Consider the following 16,491-nt stretch of genomic DNA (forward strand, 5'->3'; position numbering starts at 1 on the left):
CGAGCAGTAAAAGGACAAGCCACCAAAGGTCAAGTCATGAGCCAGCAATGTCAGTGTCACAATAATCAGACCCCACAGGGGCAAGGGGCATGCAGCAGCAAACAGGACGACTTCGTTCTGAGCCAGGCTGAACGCGATGCCATCGAACACGAGAAACACCACTACGAAGATCCCCGCGCCGCCAGCATCGAAGCGCTCAAGATCGTGCAGCAGGCCAGAGGCTGGGTCCCCGACGGCGCCATTCACGCCATCGCGGCCGAGCTCGGTATTCCCGCCAGCGACGTGGAGGGGGTCGCCACCTTCTATAGCCAGATCTTCCGCCAGCCGGTGGGGCGCCACATCATCCGCGTCTGCGACAGTATGGTCTGCTACATCAATGGCCATGAAGATCTGCTGGCCGGTCTCAAGGAGGTGATGAACCTCGGCCCCGGTCAAACCACCCCGGATGGCCGCTTCACCCTGCTGCCGGTCTGCTGTCTTGGCAACTGCGACAAGGGGCCAGCCATCATGATCGATGACGACACCTATGGCGGCCTCGATCCGGTGACCTTGCTGAAAACGCTGGAGGCTTACCCATGAGCCTGCTGCAAAACAAGATCCTCGCCTCTCTTGGCACCGCCAACCGCACGGCCCGCACCGCCGAGACCCACCCGCTCACCTGGCGGCTGCGGGACGACGGCCAGCCGGTGTGGCTGGAGGAGTATCAGGCCAAACAGGGCTATGAAGCCGCCCGCAAGGCGCTCGGCCAGATGAGCCCGGACGAGATTGTCAGCACCGTCAAGGATGCCGGTCTCAAGGGGCGCGGCGGTGCGGGCTTCCCCACTGGCGTGAAGTGGGGGCTGATGCCCAAAGACGAGAGCATGAACATCCGTTACCTGCTCTGCAACGCCGACGAGATGGAGCCCAACACCTGGAAAGATCGCCTGCTGATGGAGCAACTGCCCCATCTGCTGATCGAGGGGATGATCATCAGTGCCCGGGCGCTCAAGGCCTATCGCGGCTATATCTTCCTGCGCGGCGAATACGTTGATGCCGCCATCCACCTGCGCCGTGCGGTGGAAGAGGCCAAGGCCGCCGGTCTGCTGGGCAAGAACATTCTGGGATCCGGTTTTGACTTCGAGCTGTTCGTCCACACCGGCGCCGGCCGCTACATCTGTGGTGAAGAGACGGCGCTGATCAACTCGCTGGAAGGGCGCCGCGCCAACCCGCGCGCCAAACCCCCCTTCCCCGCCGTTTCCGGCGTCTGGGGCAAACCCACCTGCGTCAACAACGTCGAGACCCTCTGCAACGTGCCCGCCATTATCGGCAACGGAGTCGCCTGGTATCACGGGCTGGCGCTGCCGGGCTCGGAAGATCACGGCACCAAGCTGATGGGCTTCTCCGGCAAGGTGAACAACCCCGGGGTCTGGGAGCTGCCCTTTGGCATCACCGCCCGCGAGCTGTTTGAAAATTACGCCGGCGGCATGAGGAGCGGCTATCGCCTGAAAGCCTGGCAACCGGGCGGCGCGGGCACCGGCTTCCTGCTGCCGGAGCACCTCGATGCCCAGATGTATACCGCCGGTATCGGCAAGGTCGGCACCCGGATGGGGACTGGCCTCGCCATGGCGGTGGATGACTCCATCAGCATGGTGAGTCTGCTGCGCAACATGGAGGAGTTCTTCGCCCGCGAATCGTGCGGCTGGTGCACGCCCTGCCGCGACGGCCTGCCCTGGAGCGTCAAGCTGCTGCGGGCACTGGAGCGTGGCGAAGGGCAATCCGGCGATCTGGCAACCCTGGAGCAACTCTGTGGCTTCCTTGGCCCGGGCAAGACCTTCTGCGCCCACGCACCGGGCGCCGTCGAGCCGCTCGCCAGCGCCATCAAATATTTCCGCTCCGAATTCGAGGCCGGGATCAAAGGCAGCGGTGATAACCGCAAGCCGGTCAAAGGGATCCAGCCCAATCTGCTGGGCGAGCGCTGGTAACGACACCACAGATTTCACAAAACAGGTTTCAGGGAAGTTGTATGGCAACCATTTATGTAGACGGCAAAGAGTATGAGGTAGACGGGGCAGATAACCTGCTGCAAGCCTGTCTGTCGCTGGGTCTGGACGTCCCCTATTTCTGCTGGCATCCAGCGCTGGGTAGCGTTGGCGCCTGCCGCCAGTGTGCGGTGAAACAGTATCAGAATGCCGATGACAAGCGCGGCCGTCTGGTCATGTCCTGCATGACCCCGGCCACCGATGGCAGCTACATCGCCATCGAGGATGAAGAGGCCAAAGAATTTCGCAAGAGCGTGGTGGAGTGGCTGATGACCAACCACCCCCACGACTGCCCGGTGTGCGAAGAGGGCGGCGCCTGCCACCTGCAGGACATGACGGTGATGACCGGCCACAACAGCCGTCGCTACCGTTTCACCAAACGCACCCACCAGAATCAGGAGCTGAGCCCCTTCATCGGTCACGAGATGAACCGCTGCATCGCCTGCTACCGCTGCGTCCGTTACTACAAGGATTATGCCGGTGGCGAGGATCTCGGGGTCTATGGTGCCCACGACAACGTCTATTTCGGGCGGGTCGAGGATGGCACCTTGGAGAGTGAATTTTCCGGCAACCTGGTGGAGGTCTGCCCCACCGGTGTCTTCACCGACAAGACCCACTCCGAACGTTACAACCGCAAGTGGGACATGCAATTTGCCCCCAGCATCTGCCAGCAATGCTCCGTGGGTTGCAACATCAGCCCGGGTGAGCGTTATGGCGAGCTGCGCCGCATCGAAAACCGCTTCCACGGCAGCGTCAACCACTACTTCCTCTGTGACCGTGGCCGCTTTGGCTATGGCTACGTCAATCTGACCGACCGTCCGCGCCAACCGCTGCTCAAAGATGGCAACGACCAGCTGACCATCACGGTCGATGGCGCCCTCAACCGCGCCGCCGATGCCCTGCGCAGTGCCAGCAACCTCATCGGCATCGGCTCGCCCCGCGCCTCGCTGGAGAGCAACTTTGCCCTGCGCGAGCTGGTGGGGGCAGACAACTTCTACGCAGGCGTCGAGCAGGCCGAGTGGGCCTGTCAGCTGAAGATGCTGCAGATCCTGCAACAGGGCGGCGTGCCGACCCCGAGCCTGCGAGACATGGAAGAGGCCGACGCCATTCTGCTGCTCGGCGAAGATGTCACCATGAGCGCCGCCCGTATCGCGCTGGCGCTGCGTCAGGCTGTCAAAGGCAAGGCTCGCGAGCTGGCCCGCAAGATGAAGGTCGATCTGTGGCAAGTCGCCGCCGTTCAGACCCTGGGTCAGAACGAGCGCTACCCGCTGCTCATCACCAGCCTCGACACCACCCGTCTGGACGATGTGGCGGCCGACAAGCTGCACGCCCCCTATGCCGATCAGGCGCGCATTGGCTTTGCCATCGCCAACCTGCTCGACCCGGCCGCACCGGCCGTGAGCGACCTCTGCCCCGAACAGCAGCTACAAGCGGCTCGCTGGGCCGAGCTACTCGGCAACGCCAGGAAGCCGCTCATCATTGCAGGCTCCAGTGCCCGCGATGTGGCGCTGCTTGAGGCGGCCAGCAACATTGCCCGCGCCCTGAAAGGCCGAGGACTGGAAGCCAACATCGCGCTGGTTGGCCAGGAGGCCAACTCGCTGGGGCTGGCCATGCTGGGCGCTCAAACCTTGTCAGACAAGCCGCTCGAAGCCGCCCTTGCGCGTATCGAGGCCGAAGAGGGGTTGGCGCTGGTCACCCTGGAGAACGATCTCTACCGCCGCGCGCCGCGCAACCGGGTGGATGCTGCGCTGGCACGGCTGCAGCACCTGCTGGTCATCGACCATCAGGCGACCCCGACCGCCAACAAGGCTGATCTGGTGCTGCCAGCGGCCAGTTTTGCCGAAGCCGATGGCACGCTGGTGAACATGGAAGGGCGCGCCCAGCGCTTCTTCCAGGTCTATGCACCCGCCTTTTACAACGCCGATATTCAGGTGCGTGAAGGGTGGCGCTGGCTGGCGGCGCTGCAAGGGGCGATCGAACGCAAGCCGCTGCGCTGGCAGAACTTCGACCAGGTCAACCATGACTGTGCCACCAGCAATCCGCTGCTGGCTACCATGCTGGAAGCGGCGCCCAACGCAGGCTTGCGGATTCGTGGCATGCGACTGGCCCGTGAGCCGCATCGTTACAGCGGCCGCACCTCCATGCTGGCGGATCAGAACGTCAGCGAGCCGCGGGTAGCGCAAGATCCCGACTCCCCCTTCAACTTCTCCATGGAAGGGTATGCCGGAGCCCGTCAGCCGCTGCCGCAAGTACCGTTCGCCTGGGCGCCGGGCTGGAACTCTCCCTCCGCCTGGAACAAGTTCCAGGATGAAGTGGGTGGCAAACTGCGTGCTGGCGATCCGGGTCGCCGTCTGCTGGAAGCAACAGACCAGCAGGCAGAAGGCAAGGAGCTGCTCGGCTGGTTCACCACCATCCCCGCCCCCTTCAAGGCCGCAGAGGCACTGCAGGTGGTCAATTATGCCCAGCTGTTTGGCGGCGAGGAGCTCTCCGCTCGCAGCCCGGTCATTCAGGCCCGGATGAACGAACCCGAGCTGGTGCTCAATCCCCTTGATGCAGAGCGTCTGGCCCTCCACGGGGGCAGTCAGGTCTCCTTCTCCTGGGGCGGTAGCCACTGGCAACTGCGTCTGCGGCTGAGCGAGCAGCTGAGCGCCGGTCTGGTGGGGCTCCCCCTTGGGGTGAATGGCCTGCCGACGGCCCTGCAACAAGCCTCAATCACTAACCTGCAGGAGGTGATCGCATGAGCGAATCGCTGATCGATCTGTTGCTGGAGGTGGGCAAGGCACTGATCGTGCTGGTGGGGATCGTGGGGGCTGGCGCCTTCATGAGCTTCATCGAGCGCCGTCTGCTGGCCCTGTGGCAGGATCGCTACGGCCCCAACCGGGTGGGGCCGTTTGGTCTGCTCCAGCTGGCCGCCGACATGATCAAGATGTTCTTCAAGGAGGACTGGATCCCGCCGTTTGCCGATCGCCGGATCTTTATCCTGGCCCCCATCATCGCCTTCACAGCCTTTATTCTGGCGTTTGCGGTGGTGCCCATCACCCCCACCTGGGGCGTGGCAGATCTCCATGTGGGGCTGCTCTACATCCTGGCCATCGCGGGGCTGGCGGTCTATGCGGTGCTGTTCGCCGGCTGGTCGAGCAACAACAAATACTCATTGCTCGGCAGCTTGCGCGCCTCGGCCCAGACCCTCTCCTACGAGGTGTTTCTCGGGCTATCCCTGATGGGGATTGTGATCCAGACCGGCAGTTTCAACCTGCGGGATATCGTCGAGGCACAGGCAGACTTGTGGAACGTGGTGCCCCAGATCCTGGGCTTTGTCACCTTCCTGTTTGCCGGTGTCGCCGTCACCCACCGTCACCCGTTCGATCAGCCAGAAGCCGAGCAGGAGCTCGCCGACGGCTATCACATCGAGTATGCGGGGATGAAGTGGGGTCTCTTCTTCGTGGGCGAATATATCGGCATCGTGCTGATCTCCTCGCTCATCGTGACCCTCTTCTTCGGTGGCTGGCACGGCCCCTGGCTGCCCCCCTTCATCTGGTTTGCCCTGAAGACCGCCTGTTTCATGGTGTTCTTCATCCTGCTGCGGGCCTCCCTGCCTCGCCCACGCTTTGACCAGGTGATGTCGTTTGGCTGGAAAGTCTGCTTGCCGCTGACCCTGATCAATATGCTGGTCACCGCGGCAGTTGTACTGATAAGTACGCAGTGAGGCACTCAATATGAAAATTGTTAGCATTATTCAGGGTGTCGGCACCCAGTTACGCAGTCTGGCCATGGTCTTCTCCCATGCCTGGCGGCCCCGTGAAACCCTCAACTATCCGGAGCAGGCTGTCTATGCCGCCCCCCGCTACCGCGGTCGCATCGTGCTGACCCGCGACCCCGACGGGGACGAGCGCTGCGTGGCCTGCAACCTCTGCGCAGTTGCCTGCCCGGTCGGCTGCATCTCGCTGCAAAAATCCGAGCGGGAAGATGGTCGCTGGTATCCGGAGTTCTTTCGCATCAACTTCTCTCGCTGCATCTTCTGCGGCCTGTGTGAAGAGGCCTGCCCCACCACCGCCATCCAGCTGACACCGGATTTCGAGATGGGTGAGTATCGCCGCCAGGATCTGGTGTACGAGAAGGAAGATCTGCTGATCAGCGGGCCCGGCAAATACCCGGACTACAACTTCTATCGCATGAGCGGGATGGCCATCGACGGCAAGCCGAAAGGGGATGCCGAAAACGAAGCCAAGCCCATCGATGTCAAGAGCCTGCTGCCCTGAGGAGTCAATCATGGAACTGGCATTTTATGCCTCGGCCCTGGTGGCCATTTACAGCACGCTGCGGGTGATCAGCACCAGCAATCCCATGCATGCGCTGCTCAATCTCATCATCTCCCTCATCGCCGTGGCCATGATCTTCTTCTGCCTGGGTGCCGCCTTTGCGGGCGCCCTGCAGGTGATCGTCTACGCCGGCGCCATCATGGTGCTGTTCGTGTTCGTGGTGATGATGCTGAACCTGGGGAGTGCCCAGGTGCAGGAGAAAAAGTGGCTCACCCCCATGACCTGGGGGGGCCCAGCCCTGCTCTCGCTGATCCTGCTGGGCTTTCTGGCCCACGGCATTCTCGGGGTGACCGGCGGCCTGATCGGGGTGACCGAGGTGACCGCCAAGCAGGTGGGTGTCGAGCTCTTTGGCCCCTATGTGCTGGCGGTGGAGCTTGCCTCCATCCTGTTGCTGGCGGGTCTGGTAACCGCCTATCACCTGGGGCGGGAAGAGAAGAGCGGTGAAGTGCTCTCCGTCCCGCGCTCTGCTTCCCGCTCTGCACAAGAAGGAGGTCAGCAATGAATGGAATCCCTATGGAGCACGGCCTCCTGCTGGCCGCGGTGCTCTTCTGCATCGGCTTGTGCGGTCTGCTGATCCGCCGCAACCTGCTCTACATCCTGATGAGTATCGAGATCATGATGAATGCCTCGGCACTGGCGTTTGTGGTGGCGGGTAGCCGCTGGGCCCAGGCCGATGGCCAGATCATGTATATCCTGGTGATTTCTCTGGCGGCAGCGGAGGCCAGTATCGGCCTTGCCCTGTTACTGCTGCTCTATCGTCGTTACCACACCCTGAACGTGGACACTGTGAGCGAGATGCGCGGATGAGCCTCTTATATCTGACTTTTCTATTTCCGCTGCTGGGATGGCTGGTGCTGGCCTTCTCCCTCGGCCGGTTTGGCGAGCGTACCTCTGCAATGATCGGGGTGGGCTCCATTGGCCTGTCGGCCCTCACTACCCTGTGGGTGGGCATCGACTTTCTGGGCAACCCGCCTGAGGGTGGCGTCTATATCCAGCGCCTGTGGCAATGGATGGCGGTGGGCAACTTTACCCCGAGCTTCTCGCTGGCACTGGATGGCCTGTCGCTGACCATGCTGGGGGTGGTGACCGGGGTGGGTTTCTTTATCCACCTGTTCGCCTCCTGGTATATGCGCGGGGAAGAGGGTTACTCCCGCTTCTTCACCTACACCAACCTCTTTATCGCCAGCATGCTGTTTCTGGTACTGGCCGATGACCTGCTGTTTGTCTACCTCGGCTGGGAAGGGGTAGGGCTGTGCAGCTATCTGCTGATCGGCTTCTACTACAAGGATCGCAAGAACGGAGCGGCGGCCCTCAAGGCATTTGTCGTGACCCGGGTGGGTGATGTCTTCCTCGCCATCGGCCTGTTTATCCTCTATCGGGAGCTGGGCACCCTCAATATCCACGAGCTGCTGGTGCGTGCCCCGACCCTGTTTGCCGAGGGCTCCCCTGCCCTGTCACTGGCCTGCCTGATGCTCTTGGGCGGCGCGGTCGGCAAATCGGCCCAGCTGCCGCTGCAAACCTGGTTGGCAGATGCGATGGCTGGCCCGACTCCGGTCTCCGCGCTGATCCACGCCGCCACCATGGTGACCGCCGGTGTCTACCTGATTGCCCGCACCCATGGCCTGTTCCTGCTCGCCCCGGAGATCCTCCATCTGGTCGGGCTGGTTGGCGCCATCACCCTGGTGCTGGCAGGCTTCGCCGCGCTGGTTCAGACCGATATCAAGCGGATCCTCGCCTACTCCACCATGAGCCAGATTGGCTACATGTTTCTGGCACTGGGTGTCGGCGCATGGCAAGGGGCCATCTTCCACCTGATGACCCACGCCTTCTTCAAGGCGCTGCTGTTCCTCTCCGCCGGTGCCGTGATCAACGCCTGCCACCATGAGCAGAACATCTTCAAGATGGGCGGCCTGCGCAAGAGTCTGCCACTGGTCTATGCCTGCTTCCTGGTGGGGGGCTCGGCGCTGGCGGCGTTGCCGCTGGTCACTTCCGGTTTCTACAGTAAGGACGCCATCCTGTGGCAAGTAGAAGCCTCTGGCCAAAGCGCGCTGCTGTGGGCCGGTCTGGCGGGGGCATTCCTCACCTCGCTTTACACCTTCCGGCTGATCTTTATCGCCTTCCATGGCAAAGAGCAGACCAAAGCCCACGCTGGTCACGGTCTGGCTCACCATCTGCCGCTGCTGGTATTGCTGGTGCTCTCCACCGGCATAGGCGCGCTGATCACCCCGCCACTGGCAGGTGTACTACCCGCAGGCCCTGGTGATCATATCGAAGAGGGGCGCCATGCACTGGAAATCACCTCCGGCATCATCGCCATCGCCGGCATCGCGCTGGCCGCGTTTCTGTTCCTTGGTGAGCGCCGTCTGGCCACCTCCATTGCCAACAGCGCGCCGGGCCGCCTGCTCAGCCCCCTCTGGTTCAACGCTTGGGGCTTTGACTGGCTCTATGACCAGCTGTGGGTCAAGCCCTATCTGCTTGCGACCCGACTGCTGGCCCGCGACCCGCTGGACTGGATGATGGGCCTGCCCGCCTGGCTTGCCCTGCGTGGCAACCAGCTGCTGGCCTGGACCGTGACCGGCAAGTTGCGCTGGTATGCTGCCTCCATGGGGATCGGCGCCGTGCTGGTGCTGGCGCTGTTGCTGCTGGGGTAACGCGATGAACAACCGGACAATCATACAGCCAGGCTGTTTGCTCTCCCTGATGGAACAGGGAGCGCAATCTCATATGAACTTGAACGAGAGCTGATACCGTGACCTTACTCTGGATCTTGCTAATTCCTTTTATCGGCGGCTTGCTCTGCTGGCAGATGGAGCGTCTCGGCGGGCAGTTTGTCCGCTGGGTTGCCCTGCTCTCCATGAGCGCCAGCCTGCTGCTCTCCTGTGCCATCTGGCTAAGTGGTGATTTCTCCCTTGCCACCACGGGCCTAGACAGCGCGGGCGTCTCCGGTGCAGCCTCCGCCTGGGCCGCCGAGTGGCGCCTGCCGTGGATCCCCCGCTTCGGCATCTCTTTGCATCTGGCGGTGGATGGCCTGTCGCTCTTGATGGTTATCCTCACCTGCTTTATCGGGGTGCTGGCCATTCTTTGTTCGTGGAAAGAGATCGTGCAGCGCATCGGCTTCTTCCACCTCAACCTGCTCTGGATCCTGGGCGGCGTGCTCGGGGTCTTTATGGCGCTGGACCTGTTCCTCTTCTTCTTCTTCTGGGAGATGATGCTGGTCCCCATGTACTTCCTGATTGCGCTCTGGGGCCACTCGGTCACTGACGGCAAATCACGGATCAATGCGGCGACCAAGTTCTTCATCTACACCCAGGTTTCGGGCCTTATCATGCTGGTGGCCATCATCGGGCTGGTGCTGACCCACCAGCATGCCACCGGAGTCTTCACCTTCAACTATCTGGAGCTGCTCAATACCCCGATGAGCAAGGGCGTTCAGTGGCTGCTGATGCTGGGCTTCTTTATCGCCTTCGCGGTCAAGATGCCGCTGGTGCCGCTGCACGGCTGGCTGCCGGATGCCCACAGTCAGGCGCCGACTGCAGGTTCGGTGGATCTCGCCGGTATTTTGCTGAAAACCGCCGCCTACGGTCTGCTGCGTTTTGCCTTGCCGCTCTTCCCCGAGGCGTCCGCCGAATTTGCCCCCTACGCCATGGTGCTTGGCCTGATCGGTATCGTCTACGGTGCCATCGTGGCCTTTGCCCAGACCGACATCAAACGGCTGGTAGCCTACACCAGCATCTCCCACATGGGCTTTGTGATGATCGCTATCTACTCGGGTAGCGAGCTGGCCCTGCAGGGCGCCGTGGTGCAGATGATCGCCCACGGTCTCTCGGCTGCCGGCCTCTTTATCCTCTGCGGTCAGCTCTACGAGCGGTTGCACACCCGGGATCTGCGCCAGATGGGCGGCCTGTGGGGACGCCTGCGCTATCTGCCCGGCGTGATGCTCTTCTTCTCGGTAGCGTCGCTCGGCATGCCGGGCACCGGCAACTTCGTCGGCGAGTTCCTGATCCTGGTCGGCAGCTTCCAGGTTGCCCCTGTCATCACGGCGGTCGCCACCTTCGGTCTGGTACTGGCCTCGGTCTACTCCCTCATCATGTTGCAGCGCGCCTGCTTTGGCCCCGCCAAGGATGAGAGCATGCTCAAGGGACTGGATCGCCGCGAGCTGACCATGATGATGGTGATCGCGGGCCTGCTGGTTCTGCTTGGCCTCTATCCCCAACCCGTGATTGACACCGCCAGCAGCAGCCTTATCAACGTGCTGCACTGGTATCTGCTGCCGACTGCTGGAGCCCTGCAATGACTTTCTCCGCTTCCCAACTGCTGGCACTGCTTCCCCTGCTGTTGACCACCGGGGCCATGGCGGCCCTGATGCTGGCCATCGCCTGGCGCCGCTGTGTCACCACCGCCTTTACCGTGACCATTGTTGGCCTCAACCTTGCTCTGTTCTCGCTGCCCATCGTGATGGCGCAAGGGGATCAGGGGATCACCCCGCTGCTGCAAGTGGACAGTTACGCCGTTTTCTACATGGGTCTCGTACTGATCGGCGCCCTGGCCACCTGCACCTTCGGTCAATCGTGGCTGAAAGCCTACCCGGACAACCGGGAGGAGTTCTTCCTGCTGCTGCTGATCGCCACCGCTGGTGGTCTGGTGCTGGCATGCTCCCGTCACCTCGCCTCTCTCTTTATCGGGATCGAGATGCTGACCCTGCCAATGTTTGGTCTGGTGGGTTACGCCTACCGCGAGCGCCACTCGCTGGAAGCCGCGGTGAAATACATGGTGCTCTCTGCCGCCGCCACCGCCTTCCTGCTGTTTGGCATGGCGCTGCTCTATGCACAGGCTGGCAGCCTGAGCTTTGCAGCCCTGGGGCAGACCCTGGCCGAGAGCCCGGCTCACCATCCGCTGCTGATGGGCGGTTTGGGGTTAATGCTGGTCGGCTTTGCCTTTAAACTCTCCTTGGCCCCCTTCCACCTCTGGACCCCGGATGTCTACGAAGGTGCCCCGGCACCGGTCGCCACCTTCCTCGCCACCGTCAGCAAGGTGGCGGTCTTTGCCGTGCTGCTGCGCTTCTATCTGGCGGTACCGGCGGCGAGCGATCCCATGATCCACTGGCTGCTGGCAGCCATGGCGGTCATATCCATTCTGGTCGGCAACCTGCTGGCCCTGGTGCAGACCAACGTCAAACGGATGCTGGGTTACTCCTCCATCTCCCACTTCGGTTACCTGCTGGCGGTGATCGTGGCGAGCCGATTCGGCCAGATGCCGGTGGAAGCAGCCGGGGTCTACCTGCTGATGTATCTCTTCACCAGCCTGGGTGCCTTTGGGGTGGTGAGCATGATGTCGAGCCCCTATCGCGGCAAGGATGCCGACTCCCTGCACAGCTATCGTGGTCTGTTCTGGAAGCGCCCCTATCTGACTGCCGTACTGACGGTGATGATGTTGTCACTAGCGGGCATCCCGATGACCCTCGGCTTTATCGGCAAGTTCTACCTCATCGGCGTCACCGTCGAGGCGCAGCTCTGGTGGCTCTCCGGTGCCATCGTGCTCGGCAGCGCACTGGGTCTCTACTACTACCTCAAGGTGATGGTGACCCTCTATCTGCGCGAACCGGGCATGCAGCAGCGCGATGCCAGCGCCGACTGGGCGCTCTCCTCCGGTGGTGTGGTGGTACTGCTCTCTGCCGCTCTGGTGGTGTTGCTGGGGCTCTATCCCCAGCCGGTCATCAGCCTGGTACAAGGGTTCCAGCACGTGGTATTGCAGTAACCGTTACCGTCGCTACCCCTCATTACCCGCAAAACCGGCAGCCTTGGCTGCCGGTTTTCTATTTCCGGCCCGACAGCATCGCGCACTCCACAGGCCAGCAAATGACAGATCAGTCAGCGAGGGTGATACCCATCATGGTTTTTGCCATACAACCAGAACCGGACGAGATCCTCATACCCTCTTGAATTCCTTATTGATATATTGGTTATATTCTGGAATGGAGTTCAGATTGATGAAGCAACACTACGTTTGCCAATTTAACCCGACAGAACTGGCCGCCACGCTGGCACCCTTGCAAGGAGGCAAGCTGACCATACTGCTGGCCGAACAGGATTGCGCTCAGGTCCCCCTGTTGCAGCAGTTGTGCCGCGACTTCAACATCGCCCTGGATGGCGCCATCTTCCCCCAGCTGATCGGTGCGCAAGGATTGTTGCCGCAAGGGGCCTGGCTACTGCCCAGAGCCAACCCCTATCACGCCACACTGCTGCCCCTGACACCGCAGGCCAGCGCAGTATCCCTTGCCCACCGGATTGCGGAACAGGTGGAGAACATGCTGGCCACCTGGCCAACCCCTTCGCCGCCACCAACCCTTTTTCTGACCTTCGACAACCTCATTCCCAATATCGCCTCCATTCTGGATGCGCTTTATCTGCAGCTGGCCAATCGCGTCAACTATGCCGGCGCCAACGCAGGCAGCGGCAGCTTCACCCCCCTTGCCTGCCTGTTCGACAATCAACGGCAACTTGCCTACGGGGTCACCTGCACGCTGCTGCCCAGCAACAGCTTTCCCTTTCTGGAACATGGTTATCAACTCTCGGCCCAACCAATGCTGGCCACCAGCAGTGAAGCGAACCAGATTGCCTACATCGACTGGCAACCGGCCTTTCAAAAATATCAGGGGCTGATCCGCCAGCAATTCCAGCACACTATGGTGCGCGAGGAGCTCTACCGTTTCGTGGTGCACATGCCACTAGGCCTGCTGCGGGCCAACGGGGATGTGATTGTCAGGATCCCCGTCGAGGCAAACGATGACGGCGCCCTGCTCTGCGCCGGCGAGATCGCGGAGCACAGCATCCTCACCCTGCTGAAGGCGCCAGAGAGTGCCACCGAACATGCCTACTCACTGGCCAGGCGCCTCAACCAGCAACAAACCCTCACCCAGGCACACTTGCTGGAGGTCTACTACTGCGCAGGACGCCAGCTGCACTTCGACCAGCAGACGGTGACCGAGCTGCGCACCCTGCTGACCCACTCGGGGGCCGGCGATCTGGCAGGAGCCCTCTCCCTTGGCGAAATTGGCAGCGTGCGCCATGGGGATTACCCCCAATTTCATAACGGCGCCATTCTCTGTAACGGGGCAGTGATATGAACAACGACCACGCCATGGCCATCGTCTGCGATCTGGCGCTCTGCATCGGGCGTGAAGTCACGCTGGATGCGCTGCTCACCAAGGTACTGCAACGTTTTATGCATCACTGCGCCACGCCGGTTGGCGCGGTATTGCAGCAACAACGGGAGGGATACAAGCTGCTCAAGGTGATCGGCGACGAGCAGTTGCGTCAGCACACCGGCACCACCCTGCCACTGCCTGGGTGGGTCAGCGAGGAGGAGCACTGCCTGCTGCAACAGACGCTCCCCCTGCCGGGCAGCCGCCCCTATCAATTTGCCTATCGGCTCAAGGTTGAAGGGGGTTATCTCATCTTGCTGCTCGCCCCCCAGCCACATCAGCAGATCGTACCGGTCTGCCATCTGTTCAGCCCGGTGCTCGGCAACCTGGCCCGCGCCATTTCCCTCTGCAAGGACAGCGAGCTGCTCGCCCTGCGTCAGCAGGCCGAACTGAAGGATCTGAAACACTTCAACGAATCCCTGCTCAAGGCCATCCCGATCCCGGTGTTCTACAAAGATATCGAGGGGCGGTTTCTGGGCTGCAACCAGGCCTTCAATCAGGTGATCGGCATCGGCAAGGAGGCGCTGCTGGGTCGACGGGTCGAGGAGCTGCTGCCAGTCGGGCTTGCCGAGGCCTACAGCATGCGGGAAACCGAGTTGCTGCGAAGTCGCCAGCCCCAGTGCATCGAACAGCAGTTGCATGACCGCAATGGCATGCGCTATCAGGTCATCTGTTTCAAGGATCTCTTCTATGACCATCAGGGGATGGTTGCCGGCATCATCGGCACCCTGGTCGACATCACCCGCCTCAAGGAGAGCGAGCGCCACCAGCGTGACCTGCTGTTCCAGACCATCAGTGCCCTCGCCAGCGCCATCAGCCACAAGGATCGCAACAGTGCGGGCCATGAGCTGAGGGTGCGCGATTTGGCACTGGCCATCGGGCAGGCCATGCAACTGCGGCAAGAGCGGCTGGATGCGCTGGGACTGGCGGCCATGGTGCACAATATCGGCCTGCTGCAGATCCCCACCGAGATCATCACCCGCCCACGTGAATTGCGGCCGGTGGAGTTCGAACTGATCAAGCAGCACCCCCAGGCCGGCCACGATATTCTCAAACAGATCGACTTCCCCTGGCCCATCGCCACCATAGTGCTACAGCACCACGAAAACCTCGATGGCAGCGGCTATCCACAGGGGCTGGCGGGCAACGCCATTACCCTGGAGGCGCGCATTATCCGGGTGGCCGACTCGCTGATCGCCATGACCTCCCATCGCCCGTTCCGCCGGGCCATGCCCCTGAGTGACGCTTTTGCCGAACTGACCCGCTATGCCGGGATCCATTACGATGAAAAAGTGGTCAACAGCTGTATCGTGCTCTGGCAGACCGGCTACCACTTCGGCCCTCCCATTAGTCAACTTGCAGACAAGGCGGGATAAGATGTCCGAACTCCTCACCTCCTGTGCACTCCCCCACCCACTGACTGATGCGCTCCCCTCCTCGGCGCTGTTGCTGACCCAGGTAATGGATCAGCTTCCCTATCGGGTGCTGCTCAAAGACACCCGATTCAGCTACATTGCGGGCAACCGCCTGCTGGCGGCGGATCTCGCCCTCTCACCAGAGGCACTGGTGGGCAAGAATGACTGCGACTTTTTTCCCCCCGAACTGGTACAGCGCTATCGGGAGGATGACGCCCGAGTCATGCGCGAGGGGATACACCAGCACATCGAAGAGCCCTATCTGAAGGGGGGAGAAGCCCGCTGGCTCAGCACCACCAAGTTTCCCCTGCGTGATGAGGCGGGGGTCATCGTGGGGGTCGGCGTCTTCTTCGAAGACATTACCGAGCAGAAATGGCAGCAGGAGAAACTGCAACAGTACAGCTGGACCCAGCAGGCGATCAGCCGCGCCCACCACGCCCTGCTCAAACCGGGCGATGAGCCACAACTGCTGCAGGATATCTGCGATGCCATCGCCGTCGATGACCGTTTTCCGCTGGTCGCAGTGCTGCAAGGCCAGCCCGAACTCGCCCAACCGCCGAGGATCGTGGCGCAGGCAGGCAGTGCCGATGCCTCGGAACAAACGCTGTGGTTGAACGATGAGGCCCTCACCCAGGCCATCCTCCACCAGCGGCGCCTCAATCAGGTGATCTTCCACGAGCGGCCCCATACCGGCCGCCACCCGTTGCGCTCCCGCCTGCTTATCCCCTTGCCACTGCAGGAGGATCAGGCCGGTGCGCTGATCATTCACAGCGACCAGCCACGGTTGTTCAGCCAGGAGGAGCAGCAGCTCTTCATCCAGCTGACCGACTACCTCACCTATGGCCTGCAGGCGCGCCATACCCAGCAGGCTTATCTGCGCTCGCAACAGGAGAAGATCTTCCATGCCCGCCAGCTGGAGCTGGCACTGGAAGATGCGCTGGGTGCCATCGCCGCCGTGCTGGAGCAGCGCGATCCCTATACCGCTGGCCATCAGAAACATGTGGCCAAGCTGGCCCAAGCCATCGGCCGGGAGCTCAGGCTGGAAGAGAAGCGGCTGCGGGGGATCTATCTGGGCGCCATGGTGCACGATATCGGCAAGATCCAGGTACCGGCTGAAATTCTCACCAAACCGGAACGCCTCACGCCACTGGAGTTCGAGCTGGTCAAGGAACACCCCGCCATCGGCTATCTGGTGCTCATGGATATCGACTTCCCCTGGCCCATCGCCCGGATGATCCACCAGCACCACGAGTATCTCGATGGCTCCGGCTATCCGCTGGGACTCAAGGGGGATGAGATCCTGCTGGAGGCCCGCATCCTCACCGTCGCCGATATCGTCGAATCCATGTCCTCTGATCGCCCCTATCGCGCCGCCCTCGGCATTCCCCAGGCCAGGGAGCAGATCATCCAGATGCGCGGCCATCAGCTCGATGAGGATGTGGTGGATGCCTGTCTGCGGATCCTCGACCGGGGAGACTTTATCCCCCAACCGCTCGGCAAGCCGTAACGACACGGATAAAAAAACCGGCCAATTGGCC

General features: G+C 61.9%; 13 protein-coding genes. All 13 read left to right on the forward strand.

Annotated features, from left to right (window positions below):
• The first annotated feature begins 36 nt into the window (after positions 1-36).
• Entirely contained in the window at positions 37-579 is a 543-nt protein-coding gene (gene nuoE / locus ACTG2S_RS13785; protein WP_005337236.1) for an NADH-quinone oxidoreductase subunit NuoE, read from the forward strand.
• A complete protein-coding gene (gene nuoF / locus ACTG2S_RS13790) occupies positions 576-1,961 on the forward strand; it encodes an NADH-quinone oxidoreductase subunit NuoF (RefSeq protein ID WP_274161178.1) in 1,386 nt (461 codons plus the stop codon). Before nuoE ends, nuoF begins: the two co-directional genes overlap by 4 nt.
• A gap of 41 nt (positions 1,962-2,002) precedes the next feature.
• The gene (gene nuoG / locus ACTG2S_RS13795) at positions 2,003-4,759 is read left to right on the forward strand and encodes an NADH-quinone oxidoreductase subunit NuoG (protein ID WP_274161179.1); all 2,757 of its coding nucleotides are present in this window, start codon (positions 2,003-2,005) and stop codon (positions 4,757-4,759) included.
• Entirely contained in the window at positions 4,756-5,724 is a 969-nt protein-coding gene (gene nuoH, locus ACTG2S_RS13800) for an NADH-quinone oxidoreductase subunit NuoH (protein ID WP_274161180.1), read from the forward strand. Before nuoG ends, nuoH begins: the two co-directional genes overlap by 4 nt.
• Positions 5,725-5,734: 10 nt before the next feature.
• Positions 5,735-6,277, forward strand: coding sequence for an NADH-quinone oxidoreductase subunit NuoI (nuoI, locus tag ACTG2S_RS13805; RefSeq protein WP_005337245.1), 543 nt, complete (start codon positions 5,735-5,737; stop codon positions 6,275-6,277).
• Between the two features lie 10 nt (positions 6,278-6,287).
• Positions 6,288-6,839, forward strand: coding sequence for an NADH-quinone oxidoreductase subunit J (nuoJ, locus tag ACTG2S_RS13810; protein WP_274161181.1), 552 nt, complete (start codon positions 6,288-6,290; stop codon positions 6,837-6,839).
• A complete protein-coding gene (nuoK, locus tag ACTG2S_RS13815; RefSeq protein WP_005337247.1) occupies positions 6,836-7,144 on the forward strand; it encodes an NADH-quinone oxidoreductase subunit NuoK in 309 nt (102 codons plus the stop codon). Before nuoJ ends, nuoK begins: the two co-directional genes overlap by 4 nt.
• On the forward strand, positions 7,141-8,988 hold the full coding sequence (gene nuoL, locus ACTG2S_RS13820; protein WP_439982643.1) for an NADH-quinone oxidoreductase subunit L: 1,848 nt from the start codon (positions 7,141-7,143) through the stop codon (positions 8,986-8,988). Before nuoK ends, nuoL begins: the two co-directional genes overlap by 4 nt.
• Positions 8,989-9,086: 98 nt before the next feature.
• Positions 9,087-10,631: an NADH-quinone oxidoreductase subunit M gene (nuoM, locus tag ACTG2S_RS13825; protein ID WP_005337249.1), complete on the forward strand. Its 1,545-nt coding sequence runs from the start codon at positions 9,087-9,089 to the stop codon at positions 10,629-10,631.
• A complete protein-coding gene (gene nuoN / locus ACTG2S_RS13830) occupies positions 10,628-12,091 on the forward strand; it encodes an NADH-quinone oxidoreductase subunit NuoN (protein ID WP_439982645.1) in 1,464 nt (487 codons plus the stop codon). The genes nuoM and nuoN overlap by 4 nt, the downstream gene beginning before the upstream one ends.
• A 232-nt stretch (positions 12,092-12,323) precedes the next feature.
• Complete coding sequence (locus tag ACTG2S_RS13835; protein WP_439982647.1) at positions 12,324-13,460, forward strand: FIST signal transduction protein; 1,137 nt, start codon at positions 12,324-12,326, stop codon at positions 13,458-13,460.
• Positions 13,457-14,914 (forward strand): HD-GYP domain-containing protein, encoded by a 1,458-nt coding sequence (locus ACTG2S_RS13840; protein ID WP_274161184.1) that lies wholly within the window; start codon positions 13,457-13,459, stop codon positions 14,912-14,914. The genes ACTG2S_RS13835 and ACTG2S_RS13840 overlap by 4 nt, the downstream gene beginning before the upstream one ends.
• A 1-nt stretch (position 14,915) precedes the next feature.
• Positions 14,916-16,460 carry an HD domain-containing phosphohydrolase gene (locus ACTG2S_RS13845; protein ID WP_274161185.1) on the forward strand — a complete coding sequence of 515 codons (1,545 nt, stop codon included), beginning with the start codon at positions 14,916-14,918 and terminating at the stop codon, positions 16,458-16,460.
• The last annotated feature ends 31 nt before the right edge of the window (positions 16,461-16,491 follow it).

The sequence above is a fragment of the Aeromonas sp. 82P genome (genome assembly GCF_051919365.1).
Classification (GTDB): Bacteria; Pseudomonadota; Gammaproteobacteria; order Enterobacterales; family Aeromonadaceae; genus Aeromonas; species Aeromonas veronii.